This window comes from Hyphomicrobium sp. (genome assembly GCF_041674905.1).
GTDB lineage: Bacteria > Pseudomonadota > Alphaproteobacteria > Rhizobiales > Hyphomicrobiaceae > Hyphomicrobium_B.
Genome location: NZ_JBAYUV010000013.1, coordinates 64,614 through 88,469, shown reverse-complemented (window position 1 = coordinate 88,469; position 23,856 = coordinate 64,614). Strand labels below are relative to the sequence as shown.

The following is a 23,856-nucleotide window of genomic DNA, read 5'->3' as shown; positions in this document are numbered from 1 at the left end:
GTTCGATCATCGTATTCTCGATGCATCGACCCGTGAGATCGTGAATACGGCTAAACGTACCGGTGCTGAGGTTCGTGGTCCGATTCCGCTACCGACCCGCATTGAGCGTTTTACGGTCAACCGTTCGCCGCACATCGACAAGAAGAGCCGCGAGCAGTTCGAAATGCGGACGCACAAGCGGCTCCTCGACATCGTCGATCCGACGCCGCAGACGGTCGACGCATTGATGAAGCTTGATCTTGCCGCCGGCGTCGACGTCGAGATCAAACTTTAAACCAAGGTTTTTAAGGGCCCTCTGGCGGTAACGCGAATGGCCCCAACGATAGGAAGGAATGCACATGCGTTCCGGGGTAATTGCACAGAAGGTCGGCATGACCCGCATCTTTACCGATGCGGGCGAGCATGTCCCTGTGACCGTGCTGAGACTTGAGAACCTGCAGGTTCTCTCGCACCGCACGGTTGAAAAGAACGGCTACACCGCCATTCAGGTCGGTGGCGGAACACGTAAGCCTTCGCGGCTGACGAAAGCCGATCGCGGCACCTTCGCAAAGGCTGAAGTCGAGCCGAAGCGCAAGATCGCAGAGTTTCGTGTCAGTCCTGAGAACCTGATCGATGTGGGCGCCGAAATCACGGCCGACCACTTCGTTCCGGGTCAGTTTGTGGACGTGACGGGCACGACGCAGGGTAAAGGGTTTCAGGGCGCCATGAAGCGCTGGAACTTCGGCGGTCTGCGCGCAACGCACGGCGTCTCGGTTACGCACCGCGCGCATGGTTCGACCGGTCAGCGCCAGGACCCCGGCAAGGTGTTCAAGGGCAAGAAGATGGCCGGTCATATGGGCGACGAGCGCGTCACGACGCAGAACCTCGTCGTCGCCAAGATCGACAAGGCTCGCGGTCTCGTCATGGTGCGCGGAGCGGTTCCGGGCTCGAAGGGCGGTTGGGTCGTTGTCCGCGACGCGGTGAAGAAGGCGGCTCCGGCCGACCTGCCGAAACCCGGCGCATTCACGGCTCGCGGCGAAGCGAAGAAAGAAGGCGCGTGATGAAAGCTGAAGTCACGAACCTCGATGCCAGCAAGGCTGGCGACATCGATCTCGTCGACGAGATCTTCGGTCTCGAGGTCCGCAACGATCTCATTCACCGCATGGTGCGCTATCAGACACTGAAGCGCATGGCTGGCACGCATCACGCCCAGGATCGCTCGGAAGTTGCCGTCACCGGCAAGAAGATGACGAAGCAGAAGGGCACCGGCGGCGCTCGTCACGGCGACAAGTCGGCTCCGCAGTTTCGCGGCGGCGGCAAAGCGTTCGGTCCGAAGCCGCGTTCGCATGCCATCGAGATGCCGAAGAAGGTGCGCGCGCTCGCTCTCCGCCACGCTCTCTCTTCGAAGGCGAAGGCCGGCGAGATCGTCGTCATCGACAAGGCGACGTCGGAAGGTAAGACAGGTACGCTCAAGGCACAGTTTGCAAAGCTGTCGCTTGACAACGCACTGATCATCGACGGCGCCGAGCTCGAGCCGACGTTCGCACGCGCGGCGCGCAACATTCCGAATATCGACGTGCTTCCGGTTCAGGGCATCAACGTCTACGACATTCTCCGTCGTAGAAAGCTGGTGTTGACCCGCGCCGCCGTCGCAGCGCTGGAGGCGCGGTTCAAATGACGACGAAACGCTCCGCTTACGACGTCATCGTTGCTCCGGTCATCACCGAAAAGGCAACGCTTGCGTCCGAAGCCAACCAGGTGATCTTCAAGGTCAAGCCTGACGCGACGAAGACGGAAATCAAGAACGCGATCGAGACCCTGTTCAAGGTCAAGGTCAAGTCGGTGAACACGATCGTTCGCAAGGGCAAGCTGAAGGCGTTCCGCGGCGTCAAGGCCGTGTTGAGCGATACGAAGAGGGCCGTCGTAACGCTCGAGAGCGGTCATTCGATCGACGTGACGACAGGGCTCTAAGGGATAACGCATCATGGCGCTTAAGACATACAACCCGACGTCGCCCGGACGCCGCCACCTGATCCAGGTCGACAAGTCGACGCTGTGGAAGGGCAAGCCGGTCAAGGTTCTCGTCGAGGGCCTGACCAAGACTGGCGGCCGCAACAGCGATGGTCGCATCACGTCGCGCCACATCGGCGGCGGCGCCAAGCGTGCCTATCGCCGGATCGACTTCCGTCGTCGCAAATACGATGCGCCGGCGACTGTCGAGCGCCTCGAGTATGATCCGAACCGGACCGCATTCATTGCGCTGATCAAGTACCAGGACGGAACGCAGGCCTACATTCTTGCGCCGCAGCGCCTCGGCGTTGGCGACACGGTCGTCGCGGGAACGAAGGTCGACGTTAAGCCCGGCAATGCCATGCCGCTGGCCGCAATGCCGATCGGCACCATCGTCCACAACGTCGAAATGAAGCCCGGCAAGGGTGGTCAGATCGCGCGTTCCGCTGGCTCGTTCGTGCAGCTCGTCGGTCGTGATTCAGGCTTCGCCGTTCTTCGCCTCAACTCGGGCGAGACGCGCAAGGTCAGTGCCGAATGCATGGCGACAGTCGGCGCGGTGTCGAACCCTGATCATATGAACACCGTGGTCGGCAAGGCGGGCCGCACGCGCTGGCTCGGCCGTCGCCCGACGGTTCGCTCGATTGCAATGAACCCGGTCGATCACCCCAACGGCGGTCGTACCAAGGGCGGCAAGCACTGGGCGACGCCCTGGGGCAAGCCGACCAAGGGCTTCAAGACGCGCAAGAACAAGACCACGACGAAATACATCGTACGCTCGCGCCAAAAGGCGAAGAAGTAGCGGCGAACTGAAGGAGATTCGACTTTGACACGTTCAGTTTGGAAAGGCCCGTTCGTCGACGGCTATATCCTGAAGAAGGCGGATAAGTCGCGCGCGTCGGGGCGCAACGAGGTGATCAAGGTGTGGAGCCGCCGCTCCACCATCCTGCCTCAGTTCGTCGGCCTGACCTTCGGCGTGCACAACGGCCTGAAGCACATTCCGGTCGCCGTGACGGAAGACATGATCGGCCACAAGTTCGGGGAATTCGCACCGACCCGCATTTTCCACGGGCACGGCGGCGATAAGAAAGCGGTGAAGAGATAATGGGCAAGCCTAGCCATCAGCGGCGCCTCGCGGATACCGAGGCCCAGGCGGTTGCGAAGTCGCTGCGCATCTCGCCGCAGAAGCTCAATCTTGTCGCGGGATTGATCCGGGGCAAGAAGGTCGATAAGGCCCTCGCCGAACTCGAGTTCAGCGAGAAGCGCATTGCGGGCGATGTCCGCAAATGCGTGATGAGCGCCGTCGCCAATGCCGAGAACAACCATTCGCTCGACGTCAACGATCTGATCGTCGCCGAAGCCTACGTCGGCAAGAACCTCACCTTGAAGCGCTTCCATGCCCGTGGCCGCGGTCGCGGCTCGGCGATCCTGAAGCCCTTCTCGCAGCTGACTGTCGTCGTTCGTCAGGTCGAAGAGGAAAAGGCCGAGACGAAGAAAGCCGCGAAGAAGCCGGCTGCCGACAAGGCTCAGGCGAAGTCCAAGGAGGCCAAGTAATATGGGTCAAAAAGTCAATCCCGTCGGCCTTCGCGTTGGCATCAACCGCACCTGGGACAGCCGCTGGTTCGCGGCCCGTGGGGAATACAGCAAGCTGCTGCACGAAGATCGCGCCATCCGCGATCACATCATGAAGGAGCAGCGCGAGGCGGGCATTTCGAAGGTCGTCATCGAGCGCCCGCACAAGAAGTGCCGCGTGACGGTTCAGACCGCGCGTCCCGGCATCCTGATCGGCAAGAAGGGCGAGAAGATCGAACGCCTGCGCGCCGACCTCGCGAAGCTGACGAGCTCGGAAGTTCACCTGAACATTCTCGAGATCCGCAAGCCCGAGATCGATGCAACGCTGATCGCCGAAGGCATCGCCCAGCAGCTCGAGCGCCGCGTTGCGTTCCGCCGTGCGATGAAGCGCGCCGTTCAGTCGGCTCTGCGTCTCGGCGCCGTCGGCATTCGTATCAACGTCGCCGGCCGTCTTGGCGGCGCGGAAATCGCGCGTACGGAATGGTATCGCGAAGGCCGCGTGCCGCTGCACACGCTGCGCGCCGACATCGACTTCGGCTACGGCGTTGCCCGCACCGCCTATGGCATCATCGGCATCAAGGTCTGGGTGTTCAAGGGCGAGATCATCGAGCACGACCCGATGGCCGCCGACAAGAAGCTTGCTGAGATGCAGGAAAGCGGCGCACCGCGCCCGCGTCGCGACGATGGCGATCGTCAGGATCGCGGCAATCGCCGCCCCGGACGTGGCGGACGTGGTGGTGGACGTGGCGGTCCCGGATCAGGCGGCAGCGCTCCAGCAGCGTCAGACGCCGGATCATCGACGCCGGAAGCGTAAGGACCCGAGAGGCACTTAAGATATGCTGCAACCGAAACGGACGAAGTTCCGCAAACAGTTCAAGGGTCGCATTCACGGCGCCGCCAAGTCGGGCACGACGCTCGCCTATGGCGAAGTCGGCTTGAAGGCGATGGAGCCGGAGCGCTTGACCGCGCGCCAGATCGAAGCCGCACGCCGCGCCATCGCACGTCATACCAAGCGTGCCGGCCGCATGTGGCTGCGCATCTTCCCGGATGTGCCGGTGTCGAAGAAGCCGGCGGAAGTTCGCATGGGTTCGGGCAAGGGTTCGCCGGAGCTGTGGGTGGCTCGCGTGAAGCCGGGCCGCATCATCTTCGAACTCGGTGGCGTGAACCAGCAGATTGCCAAGGAAGCTTTGATCCTTGGCGCCGCCAAGCTACCGATTAAAACGCGCGTCGTAACGCGTCTCGAATAGGAGTTGAGGAACAGCCGTGGCCGACGAATTCAAAGGCATGTCGCTCGATCAGCTCGACGACCAGCTGGTGAAGCTCAAGAAGGAGCAGTTCAACCTGCGCTTTCAACGGGCTTCAGGTCAGCTTGAGAACACCGCGCGCATCCGGGTTATCCGCCGCGATATCGCGCGTATTAAAACTGAGGCGAGCGCTAAGCGCGCTGGCAGCGTCAGAAAAGGCGCGTGAGGGAGATATAGATTATGCCGAAGCGCGTGTTGCAGGGTGTGGTGGTATCCGACAAGAACGACAAGACCATCGTCGTTCAGGTTGAGCGCCGCTATACGCATCCCCTGCTGAAGAAAACGGTGCGCCGTACGAAAAAGTACCACGCACACGACGAGCAGAATTCGTTCAAGGTTGGCGACCAGGTCTCGATTGAAGAGACGCGGCCGATTTCCAGGAACAAACGTTGGATCGCGATTACTCAGTGAGGCATTAGCCTCGCTCTCACGCGGTTCGATATGAGAGCGCTTTTGAAGCCGTAGGAGCGTTGGGAGATTTCCCAAGACCCCGCGAGCCCAAAGGCAAACAAGAATAGGGCTTCGGACGAAGCCGAAAGAGAAGGAACGACGCGATGATCCAGATGGAGAGCAATCTCGACGTCGCCGACAACTCGGGCGCGCGCCGCGTTCAGTGCATCAAAGTGCTGGGTGGCTCGAAACGCAAGTACGCGACCGTCGGCGATACCATCGTCGTATCCGTGAAGGAGGCGATCCCGAAAGGCCGCGTCAAGAAGGGCCAGGTGATGAAAGCCGTCATCGTCCGTGTCGCGAAGGGCATTCGCCGCGCCGACGGTTCGCTGATCCGCTTCGACCGCAACGCCGCCGTGCTGATCAACGCCAACGGCGAACCGGTCGGGACCCGCATCTTCGGACCCGTGACGCGTGAGCTTCGCGCCAAGAACCACATGAAGATCGTATCGCTTGCGCCGGAGGTTCTCTGATGTCGGCTTCTAAAATTAAAAAGGGCGACAAGGTCGTCGTCCTCGCCGGCCGCGACAAAGGCAAGAGCGGCGAAGTCATCGAGGTGCGCCCCAGCGAGCGTCGTGCGCTTGTTCGCGGTGTCAACATGGTGCGTCGCCATCAGCGTCAGTCCGCGAGCCAGGAAGGCGGCATTATTTCGAAAGAAGGTCCCATCGACCTGTCGAACATTGCAGTCGAGGACCCGAAGGACGGCAAGCCGACCCGCGTCGGCTTCAAGATCTTGACCGACGGCAAGAAGGTCCGCATCGCAAAACGCTCGGGCGAGCAGATCCCGGAGAAGAACTAGGCCATGGCTGAGAAAGACAAACCAGCGAAAGCTGCAAAGCCGCAAGGCGCGGCTGCCCAGGGCGGCGCGAAGAAGGCGAAAGCCGCGAAGGCCGCTGCCTCCGAACCGCGCGCTCCCGCAGCGCCGCGTCCGAAGGACTACAAGCCTCGTCTCAAGACGCATTACGAGAAGGTCGTCCGCGACGCGCTGAAAGAAAAGTTCGGCTACGCGAACGTCATGCAGATTCCACGTCTCGAAAAGATCGTGATCAATATGGGCGTCGGCGAAGCCGTCAACGACCGCAAGAAGGTCGACAACGCAGCGACCGATCTTGGATTGATCGCCGGTCAGAAGCCTGTCGTGACGCGCGCCCGCAAGGCGATCGCGACCTACAAGTTGCGCGAAGGCATGGCGATTGGCGCCAAGGTCACGCTGCGCGGCGACCGCATGTATGAATTCCTCGACCGGTTCGTCACGATCGCGCTGCCGCGCGTGAAGGACTTCCGCGGCTTGAACCCGAAGAGCTTCGACGGTCGCGGCAACTATGCGACCGGCCTCAAGGAGCATCTGGTGTTCCCCGAGATCGATTATGACAAGGTCGACAACGTTCTGGGTCTCGACGTGATCGTTTGCACGACGGCCCATACCGATGACGAAGCCCGCGAATTGCTCAAGGGCTTCAACTTCCCGTTCCGCAGCTAGAGGACCTCGGCACAAAGCCGAAAGGCCTTTGGAGGAGAAGAAATGGCAAAGACCAGTTCGATCGAAAAGAATAACCGCCGGCGCGCGATGGCGCTGGCACAGGCTCCGAAGCGCAAGCGCCTCAAAGAGCTTGCCAAGGACAAGACGAAGACGCCGGAAGAGCGCTTCGCCGCGAGGCTGAAGCTCGCGGAGATGCCGCGTAACGGCTCGCAGGTTCGCGTCCGCAATCGCTGTGAAATCACCGGCCGCCCGCGCGGCAACTACCGCAAGCTCAAGATGTGCCGCAACCAGCTCCGTGAGCTGGCGAGCCAGGGGCGTATCCCGGGCATGGTCAAGTCGAGCTGGTAAAAGGAACGCACCATGTCCGTGAATGATCCGTTGGGCGATATGCTGACACGAATCCGGAACGCGCAGATGCGCCGCCGGCCGAAGGTCGCGACACCTGCTTCAAGCCTGCGCGCGCGCGTCCTCGACGTGCTCGCCGAAGAGGGCTACATCCGTGGTTACAGCCGCGTCGAGCTCAAGGGCGAAGTCCCGCAGTTCGAAATCGAGCTGAAGTATTATAATGGCCAGCCTGCGATCCGTGAAATCTCGCGGATATCGAAGCCAGGCCGTCGTGTGTATTCGCCGGTCAAGGATATTCCGACGGTGGCCAACGGCTTGGGCGTTGCAATCCTGTCGACCCCGAAGGGCGTGATGTCGGACTCGAAGGCGCGCGAAGCGAACGTCGGCGGCGAAGTCATCTGCAGCATCTTCTAAGGCTATGGCCGGCATGCCGGCCGAACGAAACAAGGTTTTGAGAAGTCATGTCGCGCATCGGTAAAAAACCCGTCCCCGTCCCGTCCAATGTGACGGCGACGATCAGCGGCCAGACGGTGAAGATGAAAGGTCCGAAAGGCGAACTCGCCTTTACGATCCCTGACGCCTTGAAGGTGCAGCGTACGGACGAGGGGATCGATATTTCGCTCCTCGAGGATTCGAAGCTCGCACGTTCGAAGTGGGGTATGTCGCGGACGCAGATCGCGAACCTCATCAAGGGCGTTACTGACGGCTACAGCCAAGATCTCGAGATCCATGGCGTCGGCTTCAAGGCGGCAATGAAGGGCAAGGACACGTTGACCCTTTCGGTCGGCTACAGCCACGACGTCGTGCTGAAGATCCCGGCCGGTGTCGAAGTCAAGGTTGGCGGCGCCAAGCAGGAATTACTGTCGGTGTCGGGCATCGACAAGCAGGCCGTGGGCGAGATGGCGTCGGTGATCCGCGCGTCTCGCAAGCCTGAGCCCTATCAGGGCAAGGGCGTGCGCTATAAGGGCGAATATATCTTCCGCAAGGAAGGCAAGAAGAAGTAGGAACGGCAGCGATGGCCAACATCAACGATAAATTTCTGAACCGCAGGGCGCGCGTTCGCCGGTCTTTGAGGAAGAGCGCGAACGGTCGTCCCCGGCTTTCGATTCACCGCTCGTCTGAGAACATCTATGCTCAGGTGATCGACGACGTGAAGGGCGTGACGCTCGCCGCGGCTTCGACGCTCGAGAAGGACGTCAAGAGCTCGGGCAAGACTGGCGCCGACAAGGCCGCGGCCGCGGCCGTCGGCAAGCTCGTCGCCGAACGTGCCGTCAAGGCCGGCGTAACCGAGGTCATTTTCGATCGCGGCGGCTTTCTGTTTCATGGGCGCGTGAAAGCGCTCGCCGATGCCGCCCGCGATGGCGGATTGAAGTTTTAAAGATCCGAGAGGAACGAAATCGTGGCACGTGGACCCCAGAGAGACCGTGGCAGAGACCGCGAGGAGCGCGACAGCGAGTTCACCGATAAGCTGGTGCACATCAATCGCGTCGCCAAGGTCGTCAAGGGCGGCAAGCGTTTCGGCTTCGCTGCGCTTGTCGTCGTCGGCGATCTGAAGGGTCGCGTCGGCTTCGGTCATGGCAAGGCACGTGAAGTGCCTGAAGCCATCCGCAAGGCGACGGAAGGCGCGAAACGCAATCTTCTCCGCGTGCCGCTGCGCGACGCACGCACGCTGCATCACGACAGCGTCGGCCGCCACGGATCGGGCAAGGTCTTGCTCCGCGCGGCGCCTGCCGGTACGGGCATCATCGCGGGCGGTGCCATGCGCGCCGTGTTCGAGATGGTCGGCGTGCATGACGTCGTCGCCAAGTCGATGGGCTCGACGAACCCCTACAACGTCGTTCGCGCAACCTTCGACGCTCTCAAAGCGCAGGAAAACCCTCGCGCTGTTGCGGCCCGCCGCAACAAGAAGGTTTCCGACATCGTGTCGCGTCGCCGTGACGGCTCGGCTGCCGCCGATGCCGGCGCCGACGCCTAAGAGAAATGGCGGAGTGGCCGAAGCGCCGCTTCACAAATGGACTTGAGGTAACGATATGGCGGCTAAGAAGACGATCACATTGGAGCAGGTTCGCAGCGCGAATCGTCGCCCCGAGCGGCAGACCGAGACGCTGATTGGTCTCGGCCTCAATAAACTTGGCCGCACATCGACGCTCGAAGATACGCCGGCCGTGCGTGGCATGCTGAAGAAAGTTCAGCATCTCGTGCAGGTCGTAGAAGGGAAATAACGACTATGCGGCTCAACGGCATCAAAGATAACCCTGGCGCCAAGAAAACGCGCGTCCGCATCGGTCGCGGTATCGGCTCTGGCCTCGGCAAGATGGGCGGACGCGGCGGTAAAGGCCAGACGGCCCGGACCGGCGTTGCGATCGGCGGCTTCGAAGGCGGTCAGATGCCGCTTCATCGTCGTTTGCCGAAGCGCGGCTTCAATAAGTGGCGTCCGCAGGATTTCAACGAGATCAACGTCGGTTCGCTGCAGCAGGCCATCGACGACAAGCGTCTCGACGGATCGAAGCCGCTCGATCTCGCCGCGCTGATCGCGGCAGGTATTGTCCGCCGCCCCAAGGACGGCGTGCGCTTGCTTGGTGATGGTGAGATCAAGGCGAAGATCTCGATCACGGTCAATCATGTGACGGCGAAGGCGAAAGCTGCCGTCGAAAAGGCTGGCGGCAGCATCAGCGTCATCGAACGCAAGGTGCTCGCGGCCGACGAGGAAAAGCGTAAGAAATCGGCGGCCAAGAAGGCAGCTTCGGGCAAGAAGCCGGCCACAAAAACCGAGGAATAACGGTCGCGCGGAAGACGATAGCGCTTCGTCTTCCGTGTGCTCGTATCCGGACTTTGAGTTCGCGCGTGAAGGCGGGGATCAGGTCCAGGCTGGCGTGTTGCTTCCATCGGCATCACGGTGGCGCTTAGGAGAAGACAGCAATGGTTTCCGCTGCCGAGCAGCTCGCTTCGAACCTGAATTTTAGCGCTTTCGCGAAGGCGGAAGACCTGAAGCGGCGCCTGTGGTTCACCCTGGGCGCCCTCATCGTCTATCGCCTCGGCACCTTCATCCCGATGCCCGGCATCAATCCGGCGGCGTTCGCGGAGACGTTCAAGTCGCAGTCCGGCGGCATTCTCGGCATGTTCAACATGTTCTCCGGCGGTGCGCTGGAGCGGCTCGCGATCTTCGCGCTGAACATCATGCCGTACATCTCGGCGTCGATCATCATGCAGTTGATGACGTCGATCTCGCCGAAGCTCGAAGCCTTGAAGAAGGAAGGCGAGGCGGGCCGCAAGCAGATCAACCAATATACGCGCTATCTGACGGTCATTCTGGCGGCGCTTCAAGCCTACGGCATCGCTGTCGGCCTCGAGGGCTCGCAGAACTCGGCCGGCGGGGTCGTGCTCGATCCTGGCGTGTTCTTCCGTGCGACGACGGTTATTACGCTGGTCGGCGGTACCGTATTCCTGATGTGGCTCGGCGAGCAGGTGACGCAGCGCGGCGTCGGCAACGGCACGTCGCTGATCATTTTTGCCGGTATTATCGCGGGACTTCCGGGGGCCGTCGTGCAGCTTTTCGAGCTGTCGCGCACAGGCTCGATTTCGCCGGCGATCCTGGTGTTCTTCATCGTGCTGGCCCTCGCCGTCGTCGCGGCGATCGTGTTCTGCGAGCAAGCCCAGAGACGTTTGCTGGTGCAGTATCCGAAGCGCCAGGTCGGCAACAAGATGTTCCAGGGCGAAGCCTCGCATCTGCCGTTGAAGCTCAACCCATCGGGCGTCATTCCGCCGATCTTTGCCTCCTCGCTGCTGTTGCTGCCGATCACCGTCGCGCAGTTCACCGCGGGACAGGGGCCGGAATGGCTGAACACCGCCGTCGCGATGCTTGGCAGCGGACAGCCGCTGCACCTCGCGATCTATGCGGCGATGATCATCTTCTTTACGTTCTTCTACACGGCTGTCGTCATCAATCCGAAAGAGACTGCCGACAACCTCAGAAAGTACGGTGGTTTTCTGCCCGGCATCCGCCCCGGCGAGAAGACGGCGGAGTACATCGACTATGTGATGACTCGCATTACCGTCGTCGGTGCGCTTTACTTGGCGGCGGTCTGCGTCCTGCCTGAAATTCTGACTTCGTACGCTGGCATCCCACTCTACTTCGGCGGCACCTCGCTGCTGATCGCGGTCAGCGTGACGATGGATACGGTTTCCCAGGTTCAGGGCCATCTCATCGCCCAGCAATACGAAGGCCTGATCAAGAAGGCCAAGCTTCGTGGGACGCGCCGATGATCCTGATGCTGCTTGGCCCGCCCGGTGCGGGCAAAGGAACTCAGTCTCAGCTCATTTCCGAGAAGCTCGGAATTCCTCAGCTCTCGACCGGCGACATGCTGCGTGCGGCCGTCAAGGCGGAAACGCCCGTCGGTCTTAAGGCGAAACAGGTCATGGCCTCGGGCGGCCTCGTCAACGACGAGATCGTCATCGGCATCATCGCGGACCGGATTTCCGAGTCCGACTGCAGCAAGGGCTTCATCCTGGACGGCTTTCCGCGGACGCTCGCCCAGGCCGACGCCCTCGATAAGCTCCTGAAATCCAAGAGCCGCAAGATTGACTGCGTGATCGAACTCAAGGTCGATGACAGCAAGTTGGTCGACCGCATCGAGTGCCGGGCGCGCGAAACGCTTGCGGCTGGCGGTACGGTTCGCGCCGACGATAACGCCGAGGCGCTGAAAATACGGTTGATGGCCTACTATCGCGAGACGGCACCCATCACCGGTTACTACTTTGCCCATGGCTTGCTGAAATCGATCGATGGAATGGCGCCGATCGGGACGGTCAGCCAGCAAATCAATGAAATTCTGAGCGAATTTCAGGTGGCTTAAGGTAAAAAGCGCGCATTGACGGAAGGGAGCGACCGAGCTAAAACAGCCCACTTTTCTTTAGGGCTCAACTTGATCCGGACCTGGGCGTTAGCTCCGGTTTCGCGATCGTTGCGCCTATTGGCTTTTGAGGATTGGCATGGACGCAGCAACGCGTCCCGGTAGCTTCAGAAATCGAAATTCGACCAGACACGTTTAAGCACGACGAAACAAAACGACAAGATAACGTCAGGAGACTGAAGTGGCCCGCATCGCAGGCGTCAACATTCCCACCGGCAAGCGTGTTGAAATCGCGCTGCGCTACATCCACGGCATCGGCCCCAAATTCTCGAAAGAGATTTGTGAGAAGTGCAACATCCCGGCGGAGCGCCGCGTCAACCAGCTGACGGACGCCGAGGTTCTGCAGATCCGCGAAGCCATCGACCGCGATTATACGGTCGAAGGCGATCTTCGCCGCGAAGTGCAGACGAACATCAAGCGTCTGATGGACCTCGGTTGCTATCGCGGCCTGCGTCACCGCAAGGGCCTTCCGGTCCGCGGCCAGCGCACGCACACGAACGCCCGCACCCGCAAGGGCAAGGCCGTTCCGATCGCCGGCAAGAAGAAGGCGACGAAGTAGTTCGGCGCGTTATCGCATTCGCACCTCCGTCGAGGCGCATAAACTGAATTTCGCCTCGGCATCGGAGAGGCTTGGAGTAACGAACGCAAATGGCTAAAGAAGCAACTGCAGGGCGCGGCAAAGTCAAAAAGCGCGAGAAGAAGAACATTACGTCGGGCGTCGCTCACGTGAATGCTTCCTTCAACAACACGATGATCACGATCACGGATGCCCAAGGCAACACGATCGCCTGGTCGTCGTCGGGCACGAAGGGCTTCAAGGGCTCGCGCAAGTCGACGCCGTATGCCGCGCAGATGGCCGCTGAAGACGCCGGCCGCAAGGCGCAGGAGCACGGCATGAAGGTGCTCGAAGTCGAAGTTTGCGGTCCGGGCTCGGGTCGTGAATCGGCGCTGCGCGCGTTGCAGTCCGTTGGTTTTCAGATCACCTCGATCCGCGACGTGACGCCGATCCCGCACAACGGTTGCCGGCCGCGCAAGCGCCGCCGCGTCTAAGAGATTCGCGCGCGCGCCGCTTTCCGGCGCGCTGACGCATGTTACCGCTTAAGAGATTCCGCGGCCCGCTCCCCCGTCCGCGCAAAATTGACGAGGTATCTCGTGAACGTTCTGCAGAAGAACTGGCAAGACCTGATCAAGCCGTCGAAGCTTGAAATCCAGACCGGCCGCGATCGCTCGCGCATCGCGACAGTTGTCGCAGAGCCGCTCGAGCGCGGCTTCGGTATGACGCTGGGCAACGCACTTCGCCGCGTGCTGCTGTCGTCGCTGCAAGGCGCCGCCATTAAGACGGTGCAGATCGACGGCGTGCTGCATGAGTTCTCGTCGGTCCCGGGCGTCCGTGAGGATGTGACGAACATCATCATGAACATCAAGGAAATCGCGCTGCGCATCCACTCGGAAGGCGTGAAGCGCATGGTGCTGAAGAAGGAAGGCGCCGGCCCCGTCACCGCGGGCGACATCGAAGCGTCGTCAGAAGTCGAAGTTCTGAATCCCGAGCACGTGATCTGCCACCTCGACCAGGGCGCATCGATCCGCATGGAATTCACGGCCGACATGGGCAAGGGCTATGTCGCTTCCGACCGCAACCGTCCGGAAGACGCGCCGATCGGGCTGATCCCGGTCGACAGTCTCTATTCGCCGGTGAAGAAGATTTCCTATAAGGTCGAAAACACGCGCGAGGGTCAGATCCTCGATTACGATAAGCTGACCATGGTCGTCGAGACGGACGGCTCGGTTCGTCCCGAGGATGCGGTCGCGCTCGCCGCGCGTATCCTTCAGGATCAGCTCGCGGTCTTCATCAACTTCGAAGAGCCGAAGAAGGCACAGGAAGAGCAGCGTCATCCGGAGCTGGCATTCAATGCCGCGCTTCTCAAGAAGGTCGACGAGCTCGAGCTTTCGGTGCGTTCGGCGAACTGCTTGAAGAACGACAACATCGTTTATATCGGCGACCTGATCCAGAAGACGGAAGCCGAGATGCTGCGCACGCCGAACTTCGGGCGCAAGTCGCTCAACGAGATCAAGGAAGTTCTGGCCACGATGGGTCTGCATCTTGGCATGGAAGTGCCGAACTGGCCGCCGGACAACATCGACGAGCTGGCGAAGCGTTTCGAAGACCAGTACTGAGGAAATCTACCGCGCTCGGCTTCCGGAACGGGAGTCGCCGAGAGCAAACCAAACTACCGCGCTCGGCGGCCGGCTCCCGGAATGGGAGTCGCCGAGCGCAAACTAAGAGAAGGCGAAGGTGAGGCCATAGAACCTCCCGCGCCGAACCGGACTGCAAAAGCGGCTGGTAATCCAAGCTTGCGGCATGCGCCGCAGGCCAACAATGTAAGGATGAAGACACGATGCGACACAAGAAACTCGGCCGCCGTTTCGGGCGCCACGTCGGGCACCGCCAGGCAATGTTCTCGAACATGGCCGCAGCCCTCATCAAACACGAACAGATCATCACGACGCTGCCGAAGGCGAAAGACCTGAAGCGCGTCGTAGACAAGTACATCACGCTGGCCAAGCGCGGTGACTTGAACTCGCGCCGTCTCGCCGTTGCACGCCTCCGCGACGAGGATATGGTCAAGAAGCTCTTCGACGTTCTGGCGGCGCGCTACAAAGATCGTAATGGCGGCTATACCCGCGTGCTGAAGGCCGGCTTCCGTTATGGCGACGCGTCGCCTCGCGCGGTCATCGAACTCGTCGATCGCGACGAGAGCGTGAAGGGCGCCGAGGATAAAGCCCGCCACGAGAAGATGCTCGCCGAGCAGGCCAGCGCCAACTGATCGCCAAGCGCGGTCTTTCAGAGCGCCGACTTTAAGAATTTCCGAAAACCCCGGCAGCGCACGCCGGGGTTTTTGCTTTTGCGCGCGCCGCTCATTGCGATTGTGCTTCTTGGCGATTGCCCTTGTTGCGCCGTTCTGGCGAAATATCCGTGCGCATGCTGCGTATGGCGCGGCGGTCATGGGGTTGAGGCGCGATGCCAACGGAAGCACCGGTTGTCGTGACGGGCGCGTCAGGCCTTGTTGCGAAGTATGTCATCGGCGAATTCCTGAAGCGCGGCTATCAGGTCCGAGGCACTGTCCGGCGAATGGAAAAGGCGGATAGTGTGCGTCGCGCCGTGATGCGGCTCGGCTGCGATCCGGCAGGGCTTTCATTCGCAGTCGCCGATCTTAATGGCGATGCCGGCTGGGATGACGCCGTCGCGGCCGCCGGCATCGTTGTGCACACGGCGTCCCCGTTTCCCATTGCGCAGCCCGACGATCCGGACGAGGTGATCCGTCCGGCGCGCGACGGCACGCTCCGCGTTCTTAAAGCGGCGACGCGCGTGCAGGTCAAACGGCTGGTGCTGACGTCCTCGTCCGTCGCGATTTTCTACGCAAGCGGCCTGCCGTCCGGGCACATCTATTCCGAAGACGATTTCACTGATGAAACGCGCTCCGATCTGACGCCCTATATCAAGTCGAAGACGATCGCGGAAAAAGCGGCTTGGCAGTTCGTCAAGGCAACCTCGGGTGCGCCCGAGCTGGCGGTGATCAATCCGGCGTTCGTGCAGGGTCCGGCGCTCGATGACGATCTTTCGACGTCGCACGACCTTTTCCGGCTAATGGCGCGCGGGCTTTATCCGGCTGCGCCGCGCATCCGCTTTCCCGTCACCGACGTCCGCGACGTTGCGGCGGCGCATGCCGAGGCCGCGCTCAGGCCGGATGCTGCGGGAAAACGCTTTCTCATCGGCGAGGGTCATCTTCGCCTTTATGAGCTTGGCCGGATCCTGGCGCGGGAGCTGCCTGACCTTCGCGGCAAGGTGCCGAAGTTCGAACTCCCCGACGTTGCGGTGCGCGCGCTGGCCGTGTTCGACAAGCGGCTGCGGACGATCTTGCCGGAGCTTGGCGAACAGAAAGATTACACAAATGCAAGGGTTCGGACGGACCTGGGGTTGAGCCTCAGGAGCGCCGACGACGCCGTGACGGCGGCCGTCCAATCATTACGAGACCTTAGGTTGATCTGACGCGCGAACCCTACATATTCCTCTGCGATACGAGTCTGGCCGCCGCCCATGTGCCGGGACGGTTCCTTCAATCGCGCTCATGTGGAGCATTCGGATGACGATGAGAAAACGGGTCGTGATGATCGGCCTCGCGGCCGTGGCGGGCATTCTCGCGCTCGCGCCCAAGGCTCCTACGGGCACAGCGGCGGCGCAGGAGAAGGTCGCGCCGCAATCGCGTGAGGCCATCCAGTATTCCTACGCGCCGATCGTCCGCAAGGCGACGCCCGCCGTCGTCAACGTCTACGTCCGCACCCACGTGCAGACGGTCGCGTCGCCCTTTGCGAACGATCCGTGGTTTCGCCGTTTCTTCGGCGATGCCTTCGGTCAGCCGACCGAGCGCGTCATGAGTTCGCTCGGCTCCGGCGTGATCGTCAATCCGGACGGCCTGGTCGTCACCAATAATCACGTCGTCAGAGGCCGCGGCGAGACGGAAATCCGGGTGGCGCTGTCGGATCGTCGCGAATACGACGCGAAAGTCATCAGCAAGGACGAGAAGGCCGACATCGCCGTCCTGAAAATCGAAGGCGGCGACGGCAAGTTTCCGTTTCTGCAGTTCGACGATTCAGACCGGCTCGAGGTTGGCGATCTCGTGCTCGCGATCGGCAATCCGTTCGGCGTCGGTCAAACCGTGACGAGCGGGATTGTCTCGGCGCTGTCGCGATCGGAAATGGCGGAATCGGATAGCCAGGTTTTCATTCAGACCGACGCCGCGATCAATCCGGGTAACTCCGGCGGCGCGCTGATCGATATGGATGGCCGCCTCGTCGGCATCAACACGATGATCTATTCGCAGTCGGGCGGATCGGTCGGCATCGGGTTCGCCATTCCGTCGAACCTCGTGCGCGTCTACGCCGAAAGCGCCGCGAACGGTCGCAAGGTCGAGCGCCCTTGGGTCGGTGCGAAGCTCGAAGCGATGTCTCACGATTTTGCGGAGGGGCTCGGTCTCAATCGCGTCTCGGGCGCCGTCGTGACGCGGCTCTACAATAAAGGACCGGCAACGGATGCGGGCTTGCGCGAGGGCGACGTCATCACCAACGTCGACGGTGTCGAAGTCGCCGATGCCCGTGCGGTCTACTATCGGCTGGCGACCAAAGGCATCGGCCAGACGGCGCATCTCAGCGTCATTCGCAAGAGCAAGCCGATCGACATCGCGTTGCCTCTGGTCGTCGCGCCGAAACCGGAGAAGGACGACGCGCGAAATCTCTCGGGCAACAATCCGCTCGATGGCGCGCGCGTTTCCAACATCCTGCCGTCCGTCGCCGATGAACTCAGTATCGACGAGACCGAAGGCGTGGTGATCACGTCGGTGCGCAACGGATCGGTGGCGCAAAGCCTCGGATTCCAGCCGGGCGACATCATCGTTTCGATCGGCGACAAGAAAATCCTCAACGTCATCGACGCCGAGCAGGCAGTCGCAGTGCGTCAGCGCATGTGGCAGGTTGCGGTCCGGCGCGGTAATCGCACGATGCAGCTTCAGGTTCCGGGGTGAGGGCCGCTGGCCGTCGCGCTAAACCTTCTGGAAAAGCTGATAGGCCGCGAAGCAGAGAATAACCGACAGGAACAGGCGCAGGAGCCAATCCGGCAATCGGCCCGTCAGGCGCGAGCCGATGGCGATGCCGGGGATCGAGCCGACAAGCAGCAGCCCCAGCAATTCGAAACTCGTATTGCCAATCGACATGTGGCCAAGTCCGGAGACGAGCGTCAGCGGCACGGCGTGCACGATGTCGGTGCCGATCAAGCGACGCGTCCGGAGCGTCGGATAGAGAAGCGTCAGGATGACGACGCCGATCGCGCCGGCGCCGACGGATGTCAGCGTCACGATCGAGCCGAGGCAGACGCCGAGGAGAAGCGTCGGCAGATGACGCACGGGAACGTCGATCGGGTCGGCCACCTGAGCGCCGCGCCGTGTGATGATCGGGTACAAAAGGATCGCGAGTGAACTGATCACAAGGGCCGCGATCAGCGCATACTTGATGAATACCGCGAGGCGCGCGGTATCGGGATCAAGCAGGTGCAAGACGGCCAGCATTGCGAGCGAGCCTGGAACGCTGCCCGCCGCGAGCCATCCGACGAGCCGCCAGTTGACGTTGCCGAAGTTGTGGTGCGGCCAGGCGGCGGACGCTTTCGTGATCGACGCAAACAGCAGGTCGGTGCCGACCGCGAGCGCCGGAGCGATGCCGATCTTCGTGATTAGAAACGGCGTCATCAGCGAGCCGGCGCCGACGCCCGTCAATCCGACCAGAAATCCGACGACGAAGCCGCCGGAGATGATCATGGGCCAAAGTGTTTGCAGATCGACGTCAGGCATCACGGTCCGAACAAAATGAGAGAGGTTGAGGTACGCGAGAATAGCGAGGTCTGCAATTGCAGAATCCTCGCTGTTTTAATTGTCATGGCGATGTGGTGGTCGTGTTCTCGCGTTCCTTCGGCGCAATAGGAGCGGTTTAGAGTCCTGGGTCCATCCCGTCGTCGAGCGGTGGCGGCGGCTCGATGGCGACGGAAACACCCGCGGAGCGCAGAATGATCGCGACTTCGTTCGCGCGGCGCATGAACTCTTCCCGATCCTTGGAACTCAGCGAGAGATCGCGATTCAAGCCGTTGGCCAGCATATCCCGTCGCAGTACGAAGTGACCTTCGGACGGGGCTTCGGCCTTGGCATCGACGGACGTCGCGATGCCACCTGCGACGGTCGCACCGGAAACAGCATCGATCAGTAGAAGCGTGCCAGTCTCCGGCGTCTCGGAGAAAACGTCGATTGCGGCAGCGCGGCCGAGGGAAATTTTTGCAATGGCGATGTCGTTCGCCGAGCAGGCGCGTGCGGGGCGGGACGCCATCGTCTCGAGGTCGAGCAGGGCTTTGATCTCGATGTTGGATACCGGAATCAAGTCCGTCGATGTGCGAACCAGATAGCCGGCGGTCGGGCTGAATGCGTCTTCCGACAGCCAGACGAAGCGCGCTTCGAGCGTCTGCGCCGCAACGGGACGCATTTCCGGCGTCGACAGGACGGCGCCGCGCGAGACATCGATATCAACGTCAAGCTGCAGCGAAACCGCTTCACCGGCCGAGGCGGTTTGCAGGTCGCGATCGAAGGTCGCGATGCGGACGACCTTGCCACTGGCGTTGCTCAACACGTCGGTGACGGTATCGCCGACTTTGACCGTCCCGGAGGTGACGGTGCCGGCAAGGCCGCGGAAATCCTGGCCGTCGCGAAGCACCATCTGCACCGGAAAGCGGAACACGGAGCCCGCTTCGCTCACTCGGCTCGGCACTTTTTCGAGATGTTGGATGAGCGTCGGTCCCGAATACCAGCTCATGTTGGTCGACGGCGCGGAAACGTTGTCGCCGAAAACGGCCGAGAGAGGAATCGTGGCCGAATCCCAGAAATTGAATTTCCAGCAAAGCGTGCGGAAGTCGGCTTCGATCTTGCGGAACACGTCTTCCGACCAGCCGACGAGATCCATCTTGTTGACGGCGAGAACGACATGCTTGACGCCGACGAGATCGAGGATCGCCGTGTGACGCTTGGTCTGTTTCTTGACGCCCGATCGCGCATCGACGAGCACGATCGCGACGTCGGCATGAGACGCGCCCGACGCCATGTTGCGCGTGTACTGCTCATGGCCGGGGGAATCGATGATGACGAAGCGGCGCGTCTCGGTATCGAAATACTTCCACGCGATGTCGATGGTGATGCCTTGCTCGCGCTCGGCGACGAGGCCGTCGAGCAGCATCGAGAAATCAGGAAGATCCGTGCCCGCGGCCTTGCGTCCCGAACGGCGCACGTTCTCGCGCTGGTCCTCGTAAAGGTCGGATGCATCCCAGAGCAGGCGTCCGATCAGCGTCGACTTTCCGTCGTCAACGGAACCGCAGGTCAAAAGATGTGTGATGCCGCCAAGCTCGCGAACGAGGCTCGGCACGTCTTGGGCGCGCGCAGGTGTCTGCAGCGCAGGATTGGCTTTGAGAGCGTGGATGGACATCAGAAATAGCCTTCCTGCTTTTTCTTTTCCATTGCGCCGACTTGATCGTGGTCGATCAGGCGGCCCTGGCGTTCGGAGGTTTGCGCGTTGAGAGTTTCGGCGACGACCGCTTCGATCGTGTCGGCATCGGATTCGACCGCCGCCGTCAGCGGATAGCAGCCGAGCGTGCGAAAGCGGATCCTGCGCGTCTCGACCTTCTCGCCTGCGCGCGGTTGCAAGCGGTCATCGTCCTGCATCAGGATTTGTCCGTTGCGCGCAATGGTCGGGCGGTCGGCTGCGAAATAGAGCGGCACGACATCGAGCTTTTCGCGCAGGATGTAGCGCCAGACGTCTTTTTCCGTCCAGTTCGACATCGGGAAAACGCGCACCGTTTCGCCCGTGCCGAGGCGGCCGTTGAGCAGATGCCACATCTCGGGGCGCTGGCGGCGCGGATCCCAGCGATGACCGCTGGCGCGGAATGAAAACACGCGCTCCTTCGCGCGGCTTGCTTCCTCGTCGCGGCGCGCGCCGCCGAAAGCGGCGTCGAAACCGTATTTATCGAGGGCTTGTTTCAGCGCCTGCGTTTTCAAAACGTCGGTATGAATGGATGGCGCATGATCGATCGGATTGATGCCGCGCTTGATGCCGTCCTCGTTGGTGTGGACGATGAGATCGAGGCCGAGCTGCTTCGCCTGCTGATCGCGAAATACGATCATGTCGCGAAACTTCCATGTCGTGTCGACGTGTAGCAGCGGAAACGGCAGATTCTGCGGGAAGAATGCCTTGCGCGCGAGATGCAGCAGGACGGTCGAATCCTTGCCGATCGAATACATCAGAACAGGCTTGCGGAACTGGGCTGCAGCCTCGCGGAAAATATGAATGCTCTCCGCTTCGAGCAGATCGAGATGGGAAGGCGAGGCCGTCATGCGGCATGATCCTTTGTTTCAAATCCCGGATCTTCACTTTGCGTATGAAGTCCGCACTCTTTGCCGTTTTCGTTTTCCCACCACCAGCGGCCGGCGCGAATGTCTTCGCCGGGCGCTATGGCGCGCGTGCAGGGCTGGCAACCGATGGACGGAAAGCCTTTCGCGTGCAGCGCATTGACGGGGATCTTGTTGGACGCGACGTAGTTCTCGAGCGTGGCGAGCGACCAGTCCGCGATCGGATTGAGCTTGATGAGCTTCTGCGCCGGGTCATACGTCGCGAAGTGCACGTGGGCGCGGCCCTGTGATTGCTCGCGGCGTAAACCCGTGACCCATGCCGCCGCGCCTTGCAGCGCGCGATTGAGCGGACGCACCTTGCGAATTTCGCAGCATGCCTTGCGCGCCTCGACGGAGTAGCGAAAGCCGTAGATGCCGTCATTCGCCACAAGGTCTTCCACTTCCGCGGCTTCGGGATACATGACGCGAATGCGCAGGCCGTATTTGCCTTCGGTGTCGAACAGGGTGTCGAGCGTTTCCGGGAAGTGGCGCCCGGTATCGAGCGTGAAAATATCGATGTCGGTGCCAGTCGCGGCGATGGCGTGGGTGATCGCCTGATCCTCGATGCCGAGGCTGGTTGAAAAGGCGATGGTCCCATCGATGGCGGCGCGCACGGCTTTGATCCGCTCATCAAGTGTCGCCAAACCTGCGAGAGCTTGATCGAGTGCGGCAGCCTTCGCCTGCTGCAATGCGGTATGAGCGTCAATCGCCGCTCCGCTAGCGGCGGGTGCGGTTGCTTCGAACAAAGTCATGTAGAGCCTCCGGATGGGCAACATATAATGGAAAATTTTTCTCATGAGAAGGCATATAACTAAATAGGAATAGGATATTATTTCTAGGATTGCCGCTTAATGCATTTTCAATCTTGTCGGCCTCAGAGCATGCTGATGCTGTGAAAGGCGAGTTATGCAGCGGTTAATCTCGTGATCCGAGCCAATCGAGCAAAGCGTTTGCGGCCTTTGCCGATGTCGCGAACGTGCCCTGCAGCAAATAGCCGCCCGTCGGCGCTTCCCAGTCGAGCATCTCGCCCGCGAGGAACACGCCGGGCCGCGCGGCGAGCATCAGATTGGCGTTCAGAGATCGCCACGCAACTCCGCCGGCTGTCGAGATGGCGCGATCCAGGCCGGCCAGTCCGGTGATGCGAATTGGGGTCGCCTTGATCCGCGCCGCCAACGCTTCTGGCCCGTCTGGAAGCGCGGCCTCGCGCAAAAGCCCCGCGCCTGCAGCGTCGAGATGGACAGTCTTGCGCAGGAAATTCGTCATCGTGTCCTTGCCGCGCGGTCTGGAGAGGCGGGCGACGAGGTCGGCGTGTTCCCTATCGGGCTTCAGATCGACGACCAGCGTCGCCGTCTCGTCGTTCTTGGCGAGGGCTGCGCGAATATAAGGACCGAGGGCGTAGACGGCGCCGCCTTCCAGCCCCTTGCGCGTGATGATCGCCTCGCCCCGCCGGGTCGTGCCGTCGATGGTCAAGGCGATGCGCTTCAGGGCTGTGCCTTCGAAACGGGCGCGGAAAACGTCAGACCACGGAACAAGCACGCCGCAGTTGGCGGGAGTGAGTGGCGCAACCGCAATTCCCGCGTGTGTGAAGGCATCGACCCACGATCCGTCGGAGCCAAGCTTCGGCCAGCTCGCACCGCCGAGCGCGAGCAGTGCAGCGTCGGCATCGATTTCAATTCGTGCGTTTTCTGCTGTTTCGAATTGCAGCCCGCCGGACGGCGAAAAACCTGTCCAACGATGTCGCGTCTTGATCGTCACGCCGAGGCCGGTTAGGCGGCGGAGCCATGCGCGAAGCAAAGGCGAGGCTTTCATCGCGCGCGGAAAGACGCGGCCGCTGCTGCCGACGAACGTGTCCGCGCCGAGACCGTTCGCCCATGCGATCAGCTTTTCCGGCGGAAAGCGCTCGACGGCTGCCCGCACTTCGCCGGCGTCGTCTCCATAGCGGTCGAGGAAGGCGGCGATTGCCTCGCTGTGCGTCAGGTTCAAGCCGCCACGCCCGGCGAGCAGGAATTTTCGCGCTGGGGACGCCATCCGCTCGTAGACGGTCACATGGTGTCCGTGGGCGGCGATGATCTCGGCCGCGAAGAGGCCCGCAGGCCCGGCCCCGACGATGGCGACGTGACGCGTGGAAGCGGGTGCGGCCGTCACGGGATGTTCCTGCCGAGGATCGATGCGTGAGCCGGATCATCGGCCGGGGCGCGACTTTTCATATTTTCGATTCGCCGCATCGTTCTTCTTCAATCCGAGTCCATCGACGCCGAAATTCTCGAGCCGTCCCGCGCAAGCGAACTCTGTGTGTTAAGCGGCGCATGGATGTTGCGCCTATCATTACGATTTTAGTCATCGCGGCCGAGACTTGCCATGGGCTGCAACGTCGTGAGCGGCAGCATTGCCACACTCGACGTCGAATCGCGCTTTGCGTGTCTGAGCGATGTCAGTGTCATTTTTTGCCGCCTGTGCAAGACCTTTGGAAAAACCAGCGCGCTGATCGTCAGCGACCGATCAAAAAGCATCGCTATTCGTGCGTAAAAATCGAATCAGTGAAAAGTAGATTTTTGCCTGCGGGACGATTGCGGCGGTGTGGATGGTTTTGCGGTGCAATCTTGCGGTGATGCGAAACTGGGGATGAATCTAAATCGCGTTTTCTCGTTGTCCGATCATACGCTTAAGGTGTGCAAACGAATGTGGATTGAATCAGGGGAAACAAGCGTCAAGTAGCGCGCTAAAAAAATGCCGCTGGCCCTGAGCAAAGCCGGTGTTATGTTTCGTGCCGCTTCGCAATGAGGCTC

35 protein-coding genes are annotated in these 23,856 nt (G+C 61.4%); 30 read left to right on the top strand and 5 right to left on the bottom strand.

The window, feature by feature from the left end:
* The 29 genes from rpsJ to WC026_RS07830 form a co-directional block, all read left to right on the top strand.
* A partial coding sequence (gene rpsJ / locus WC026_RS07970) for a 30S ribosomal protein S10 (protein WP_372710307.1) occupies positions 1-274 on the top strand: 274 nt, incomplete at its 5' end.
* Between the two features lie 64 nt (positions 275-338).
* On the top strand, positions 339-1,040 hold the full coding sequence (rplC, locus tag WC026_RS07965) for a 50S ribosomal protein L3 (RefSeq protein WP_372710305.1): 702 nt from the start codon (positions 339-341) through the stop codon (positions 1,038-1,040).
* Positions 1,040-1,657, top strand: a complete 618-nt coding sequence (rplD, locus tag WC026_RS07960; protein ID WP_372710304.1) for a 50S ribosomal protein L4 — start codon at positions 1,040-1,042, stop codon at positions 1,655-1,657. Before rplC ends, rplD begins: the two co-directional genes overlap by 1 nt.
* Entirely contained in the window at positions 1,654-1,950 is a 297-nt protein-coding gene (locus tag WC026_RS07955; protein ID WP_013215048.1) for a 50S ribosomal protein L23, read from the top strand. Before rplD ends, WC026_RS07955 begins: the two co-directional genes overlap by 4 nt.
* A gap of 13 nt (positions 1,951-1,963) precedes the next feature.
* A complete protein-coding gene (gene rplB, locus WC026_RS07950; RefSeq protein ID WP_372710303.1) occupies positions 1,964-2,788 on the top strand; it encodes a 50S ribosomal protein L2 in 825 nt (274 codons plus the stop codon).
* A gap of 24 nt (positions 2,789-2,812) precedes the next feature.
* Positions 2,813-3,091: a 30S ribosomal protein S19 gene (rpsS, locus tag WC026_RS07945; RefSeq protein ID WP_372710302.1), complete on the top strand. Its 279-nt coding sequence runs from the start codon at positions 2,813-2,815 to the stop codon at positions 3,089-3,091.
* Positions 3,091-3,540: a 50S ribosomal protein L22 gene (gene rplV, locus WC026_RS07940; protein WP_372710301.1), complete on the top strand. Its 450-nt coding sequence runs from the start codon at positions 3,091-3,093 to the stop codon at positions 3,538-3,540. The genes rpsS and rplV overlap by 1 nt, the downstream gene beginning before the upstream one ends.
* Position 3,541: 1 nt before the next feature.
* A complete protein-coding gene (rpsC, locus tag WC026_RS07935) occupies positions 3,542-4,372 on the top strand; it encodes a 30S ribosomal protein S3 (protein WP_372710300.1) in 831 nt (276 codons plus the stop codon).
* A 22-nt stretch (positions 4,373-4,394) separates the two neighbouring features.
* Positions 4,395-4,805, top strand: a complete 411-nt coding sequence (gene rplP, locus WC026_RS07930; protein WP_372710299.1) for a 50S ribosomal protein L16 — start codon at positions 4,395-4,397, stop codon at positions 4,803-4,805.
* Positions 4,806-4,842: 37 nt separating this feature from the next.
* Complete coding sequence (gene rpmC / locus WC026_RS07925) at positions 4,843-5,028, top strand: 50S ribosomal protein L29 (protein ID WP_372710309.1); 186 nt, start codon at positions 4,843-4,845, stop codon at positions 5,026-5,028.
* A 14-nt stretch (positions 5,029-5,042) separates the two neighbouring features.
* On the top strand, positions 5,043-5,273 hold the full coding sequence (gene rpsQ, locus WC026_RS07920) for a 30S ribosomal protein S17 (RefSeq protein ID WP_372710297.1): 231 nt from the start codon (positions 5,043-5,045) through the stop codon (positions 5,271-5,273).
* A 143-nt stretch (positions 5,274-5,416) separates the two neighbouring features.
* Entirely contained in the window at positions 5,417-5,785 is a 369-nt protein-coding gene (rplN, locus tag WC026_RS07915) for a 50S ribosomal protein L14 (RefSeq protein WP_013215056.1), read from the top strand.
* The gene (gene rplX / locus WC026_RS07910; RefSeq protein WP_372710295.1) at positions 5,785-6,111 is read left to right on the top strand and encodes a 50S ribosomal protein L24; all 327 of its coding nucleotides are present in this window, start codon (positions 5,785-5,787) and stop codon (positions 6,109-6,111) included. Before rplN ends, rplX begins: the two co-directional genes overlap by 1 nt.
* A gap of 3 nt (positions 6,112-6,114) precedes the next feature.
* Entirely contained in the window at positions 6,115-6,792 is a 678-nt protein-coding gene (gene rplE / locus WC026_RS07905; protein ID WP_372710294.1) for a 50S ribosomal protein L5, read from the top strand.
* A 42-nt stretch (positions 6,793-6,834) separates the two neighbouring features.
* Entirely contained in the window at positions 6,835-7,140 is a 306-nt protein-coding gene (rpsN, locus tag WC026_RS07900; RefSeq protein WP_372710293.1) for a 30S ribosomal protein S14, read from the top strand.
* 12 nt (positions 7,141-7,152) lie between these two features.
* A complete protein-coding gene (gene rpsH, locus WC026_RS07895) occupies positions 7,153-7,551 on the top strand; it encodes a 30S ribosomal protein S8 (protein ID WP_372710292.1) in 399 nt (132 codons plus the stop codon).
* A gap of 47 nt (positions 7,552-7,598) precedes the next feature.
* On the top strand, positions 7,599-8,141 hold the full coding sequence (rplF, locus tag WC026_RS07890) for a 50S ribosomal protein L6 (RefSeq protein ID WP_372710291.1): 543 nt from the start codon (positions 7,599-7,601) through the stop codon (positions 8,139-8,141).
* Positions 8,142-8,152: 11 nt separating this feature from the next.
* Positions 8,153-8,515, top strand: a complete 363-nt coding sequence (gene rplR, locus WC026_RS07885) for a 50S ribosomal protein L18 (RefSeq protein WP_372710290.1) — start codon at positions 8,153-8,155, stop codon at positions 8,513-8,515.
* A gap of 21 nt (positions 8,516-8,536) precedes the next feature.
* Positions 8,537-9,112 carry a 30S ribosomal protein S5 gene (gene rpsE, locus WC026_RS07880; RefSeq protein ID WP_372710289.1) on the top strand — a complete coding sequence of 192 codons (576 nt, stop codon included), beginning with the start codon at positions 8,537-8,539 and terminating at the stop codon, positions 9,110-9,112.
* Between the two features lie 55 nt (positions 9,113-9,167).
* Positions 9,168-9,359, top strand: a complete 192-nt coding sequence (gene rpmD / locus WC026_RS07875) for a 50S ribosomal protein L30 (protein ID WP_372710288.1) — start codon at positions 9,168-9,170, stop codon at positions 9,357-9,359.
* 5 nt (positions 9,360-9,364) lie between these two features.
* The gene (gene rplO, locus WC026_RS07870; protein WP_372710287.1) at positions 9,365-9,916 is read left to right on the top strand and encodes a 50S ribosomal protein L15; all 552 of its coding nucleotides are present in this window, start codon (positions 9,365-9,367) and stop codon (positions 9,914-9,916) included.
* A 140-nt stretch (positions 9,917-10,056) separates the two neighbouring features.
* Complete coding sequence (secY, locus tag WC026_RS07865; RefSeq protein WP_372710286.1) at positions 10,057-11,400, top strand: preprotein translocase subunit SecY; 1,344 nt, start codon at positions 10,057-10,059, stop codon at positions 11,398-11,400.
* Complete coding sequence (locus WC026_RS07860) at positions 11,397-11,990, top strand: adenylate kinase (RefSeq protein ID WP_372710285.1); 594 nt, start codon at positions 11,397-11,399, stop codon at positions 11,988-11,990. Before secY ends, WC026_RS07860 begins: the two co-directional genes overlap by 4 nt.
* Before the next feature lie 238 nt (positions 11,991-12,228).
* Positions 12,229-12,606 (top strand): 30S ribosomal protein S13, encoded by a 378-nt coding sequence (gene rpsM, locus WC026_RS07855; RefSeq protein WP_372710284.1) that lies wholly within the window; start codon positions 12,229-12,231, stop codon positions 12,604-12,606.
* 89 nt (positions 12,607-12,695) lie between these two features.
* Positions 12,696-13,097 carry a 30S ribosomal protein S11 gene (rpsK, locus tag WC026_RS07850; protein ID WP_372710283.1) on the top strand — a complete coding sequence of 134 codons (402 nt, stop codon included), beginning with the start codon at positions 12,696-12,698 and terminating at the stop codon, positions 13,095-13,097.
* Positions 13,098-13,199: 102 nt separating this feature from the next.
* The gene (locus WC026_RS07845) at positions 13,200-14,222 is read left to right on the top strand and encodes a DNA-directed RNA polymerase subunit alpha (RefSeq protein ID WP_372710281.1); all 1,023 of its coding nucleotides are present in this window, start codon (positions 13,200-13,202) and stop codon (positions 14,220-14,222) included.
* Between the two features lie 221 nt (positions 14,223-14,443).
* Entirely contained in the window at positions 14,444-14,872 is a 429-nt protein-coding gene (gene rplQ, locus WC026_RS07840; protein WP_372710280.1) for a 50S ribosomal protein L17, read from the top strand.
* A gap of 194 nt (positions 14,873-15,066) precedes the next feature.
* Positions 15,067-16,095 carry an NAD-dependent epimerase/dehydratase family protein gene (locus tag WC026_RS07835; protein ID WP_372710278.1) on the top strand — a complete coding sequence of 343 codons (1,029 nt, stop codon included), beginning with the start codon at positions 15,067-15,069 and terminating at the stop codon, positions 16,093-16,095.
* 94 nt (positions 16,096-16,189) lie between these two features.
* On the top strand, positions 16,190-17,623 hold the full coding sequence (locus tag WC026_RS07830) for a Do family serine endopeptidase (RefSeq protein ID WP_372710277.1): 1,434 nt from the start codon (positions 16,190-16,192) through the stop codon (positions 17,621-17,623).
* Between the two features lie 18 nt (positions 17,624-17,641).
* Here WC026_RS07830 and WC026_RS07825 read toward each other — a convergent pair whose 3' ends face one another.
* From WC026_RS07825 to WC026_RS07805, 5 genes are all read right to left on the bottom strand, one after another.
* Positions 17,642-18,442: a sulfite exporter TauE/SafE family protein gene (locus tag WC026_RS07825; protein WP_372710275.1), complete on the bottom strand. Its 801-nt coding sequence runs from the start codon at positions 18,440-18,442 to the stop codon at positions 17,642-17,644.
* 136 nt (positions 18,443-18,578) lie between these two features.
* Positions 18,579-20,111 carry a GTP-binding protein gene (locus tag WC026_RS07820; protein ID WP_372710274.1) on the bottom strand — a complete coding sequence of 511 codons (1,533 nt, stop codon included), beginning with the start codon at positions 20,109-20,111 and terminating at the stop codon, positions 18,579-18,581.
* Positions 20,111-21,016, bottom strand: a complete 906-nt coding sequence (gene cysD, locus WC026_RS07815) for a sulfate adenylyltransferase subunit CysD (protein WP_372710273.1) — start codon at positions 21,014-21,016, stop codon at positions 20,111-20,113. The genes WC026_RS07820 and cysD overlap by 1 nt, the downstream gene beginning before the upstream one ends.
* The gene (locus tag WC026_RS07810; protein ID WP_372710272.1) at positions 21,013-21,822 is read right to left on the bottom strand and encodes a phosphoadenylyl-sulfate reductase; all 810 of its coding nucleotides are present in this window, start codon (positions 21,820-21,822) and stop codon (positions 21,013-21,015) included. Before WC026_RS07810 ends, cysD begins: the two co-directional genes overlap by 4 nt.
* Positions 21,823-21,985: 163 nt before the next feature.
* Complete coding sequence (locus tag WC026_RS07805) at positions 21,986-23,215, bottom strand: NAD(P)/FAD-dependent oxidoreductase (RefSeq protein WP_372710271.1); 1,230 nt, start codon at positions 23,213-23,215, stop codon at positions 21,986-21,988.
* 213 nt (positions 23,216-23,428) lie between these two features.
* Here WC026_RS07805 and WC026_RS07800 point away from each other — a divergent pair, with 213 nt between their 5' ends.
* Entirely contained in the window at positions 23,429-23,596 is a 168-nt protein-coding gene (locus WC026_RS07800; RefSeq protein ID WP_372710269.1) for a hypothetical protein, read from the top strand.
* Positions 23,597-23,856 lie beyond the last annotated feature (260 nt).

Bases quoted from the DNA above. Each gene is read 5' to 3' on its own strand.
- rplF (WP_372710291.1), top strand. From the start codon at position 7,599: ATGTCGCGCATCGGTAAAAAACCCGTCCCCGTCCCGTCCAATGTGACG.
- rpmC (WP_372710309.1), top strand. From the start codon at position 4,843: ATGTCGCTCGATCAGCTCGACGACCAGCTGGTGAAGCTCAAGAAGGAG.
- WC026_RS07830 (WP_372710277.1), top strand. From the start codon at position 16,190: ATGACGATGAGAAAACGGGTCGTGATGATCGGCCTCGCGGCCGTGGCG.
- WC026_RS07800 (WP_372710269.1), top strand. From the start codon at position 23,429: ATGGGCTGCAACGTCGTGAGCGGCAGCATTGCCACACTCGACGTCGAA.
- rpsQ (WP_372710297.1), top strand. From the start codon at position 5,043: ATGCCGAAGCGCGTGTTGCAGGGTGTGGTGGTATCCGACAAGAACGAC.
- WC026_RS07835 (WP_372710278.1), top strand. From the start codon at position 15,067: ATGCCAACGGAAGCACCGGTTGTCGTGACGGGCGCGTCAGGCCTTGTT.
- rpsH (WP_372710292.1), top strand. From the start codon at position 7,153: ATGTCCGTGAATGATCCGTTGGGCGATATGCTGACACGAATCCGGAAC.
- WC026_RS07820 (WP_372710274.1), bottom strand. From the start codon at position 20,111: ATGTCCATCCACGCTCTCAAAGCCAATCCTGCGCTGCAGACACCTGCG.
- rplQ (WP_372710280.1), top strand. From the start codon at position 14,444: ATGCGACACAAGAAACTCGGCCGCCGTTTCGGGCGCCACGTCGGGCAC.
- rplO (WP_372710287.1), top strand. From the start codon at position 9,365: ATGCGGCTCAACGGCATCAAAGATAACCCTGGCGCCAAGAAAACGCGC.
- rplR (WP_372710290.1), top strand. From the start codon at position 8,153: ATGGCCAACATCAACGATAAATTTCTGAACCGCAGGGCGCGCGTTCGC.
- rplV (WP_372710301.1), top strand. From the start codon at position 3,091: ATGGGCAAGCCTAGCCATCAGCGGCGCCTCGCGGATACCGAGGCCCAG.
- rpsK (WP_372710283.1), top strand. From the start codon at position 12,696: ATGGCTAAAGAAGCAACTGCAGGGCGCGGCAAAGTCAAAAAGCGCGAG.
- rpsC (WP_372710300.1), top strand. From the start codon at position 3,542: ATGGGTCAAAAAGTCAATCCCGTCGGCCTTCGCGTTGGCATCAACCGC.
- rpsN (WP_372710293.1), top strand. From the start codon at position 6,835: ATGGCAAAGACCAGTTCGATCGAAAAGAATAACCGCCGGCGCGCGATG.
- rplD (WP_372710304.1), top strand. From the start codon at position 1,040: ATGAAAGCTGAAGTCACGAACCTCGATGCCAGCAAGGCTGGCGACATC.
- secY (WP_372710286.1), top strand. From the start codon at position 10,057: ATGGTTTCCGCTGCCGAGCAGCTCGCTTCGAACCTGAATTTTAGCGCT.
- cysD (WP_372710273.1), bottom strand. From the start codon at position 21,016: ATGACGGCCTCGCCTTCCCATCTCGATCTGCTCGAAGCGGAGAGCATT.
- WC026_RS07860 (WP_372710285.1), top strand. From the start codon at position 11,397: ATGATCCTGATGCTGCTTGGCCCGCCCGGTGCGGGCAAAGGAACTCAG.
- rplE (WP_372710294.1), top strand. From the start codon at position 6,115: ATGGCTGAGAAAGACAAACCAGCGAAAGCTGCAAAGCCGCAAGGCGCG.
- WC026_RS07825 (WP_372710275.1), bottom strand. From the start codon at position 18,442: ATGCCTGACGTCGATCTGCAAACACTTTGGCCCATGATCATCTCCGGC.
- rplB (WP_372710303.1), top strand. From the start codon at position 1,964: ATGGCGCTTAAGACATACAACCCGACGTCGCCCGGACGCCGCCACCTG.
- WC026_RS07810 (WP_372710272.1), bottom strand. From the start codon at position 21,822: ATGACTTTGTTCGAAGCAACCGCACCCGCCGCTAGCGGAGCGGCGATT.
- rplP (WP_372710299.1), top strand. From the start codon at position 4,395: ATGCTGCAACCGAAACGGACGAAGTTCCGCAAACAGTTCAAGGGTCGC.
- rplX (WP_372710295.1), top strand. From the start codon at position 5,785: ATGTCGGCTTCTAAAATTAAAAAGGGCGACAAGGTCGTCGTCCTCGCC.
- rplC (WP_372710305.1), top strand. From the start codon at position 339: ATGCGTTCCGGGGTAATTGCACAGAAGGTCGGCATGACCCGCATCTTT.
- WC026_RS07955 (WP_013215048.1), top strand. From the start codon at position 1,654: ATGACGACGAAACGCTCCGCTTACGACGTCATCGTTGCTCCGGTCATC.
- rplN (WP_013215056.1), top strand. From the start codon at position 5,417: ATGATCCAGATGGAGAGCAATCTCGACGTCGCCGACAACTCGGGCGCG.
- rpmD (WP_372710288.1), top strand. From the start codon at position 9,168: ATGGCGGCTAAGAAGACGATCACATTGGAGCAGGTTCGCAGCGCGAAT.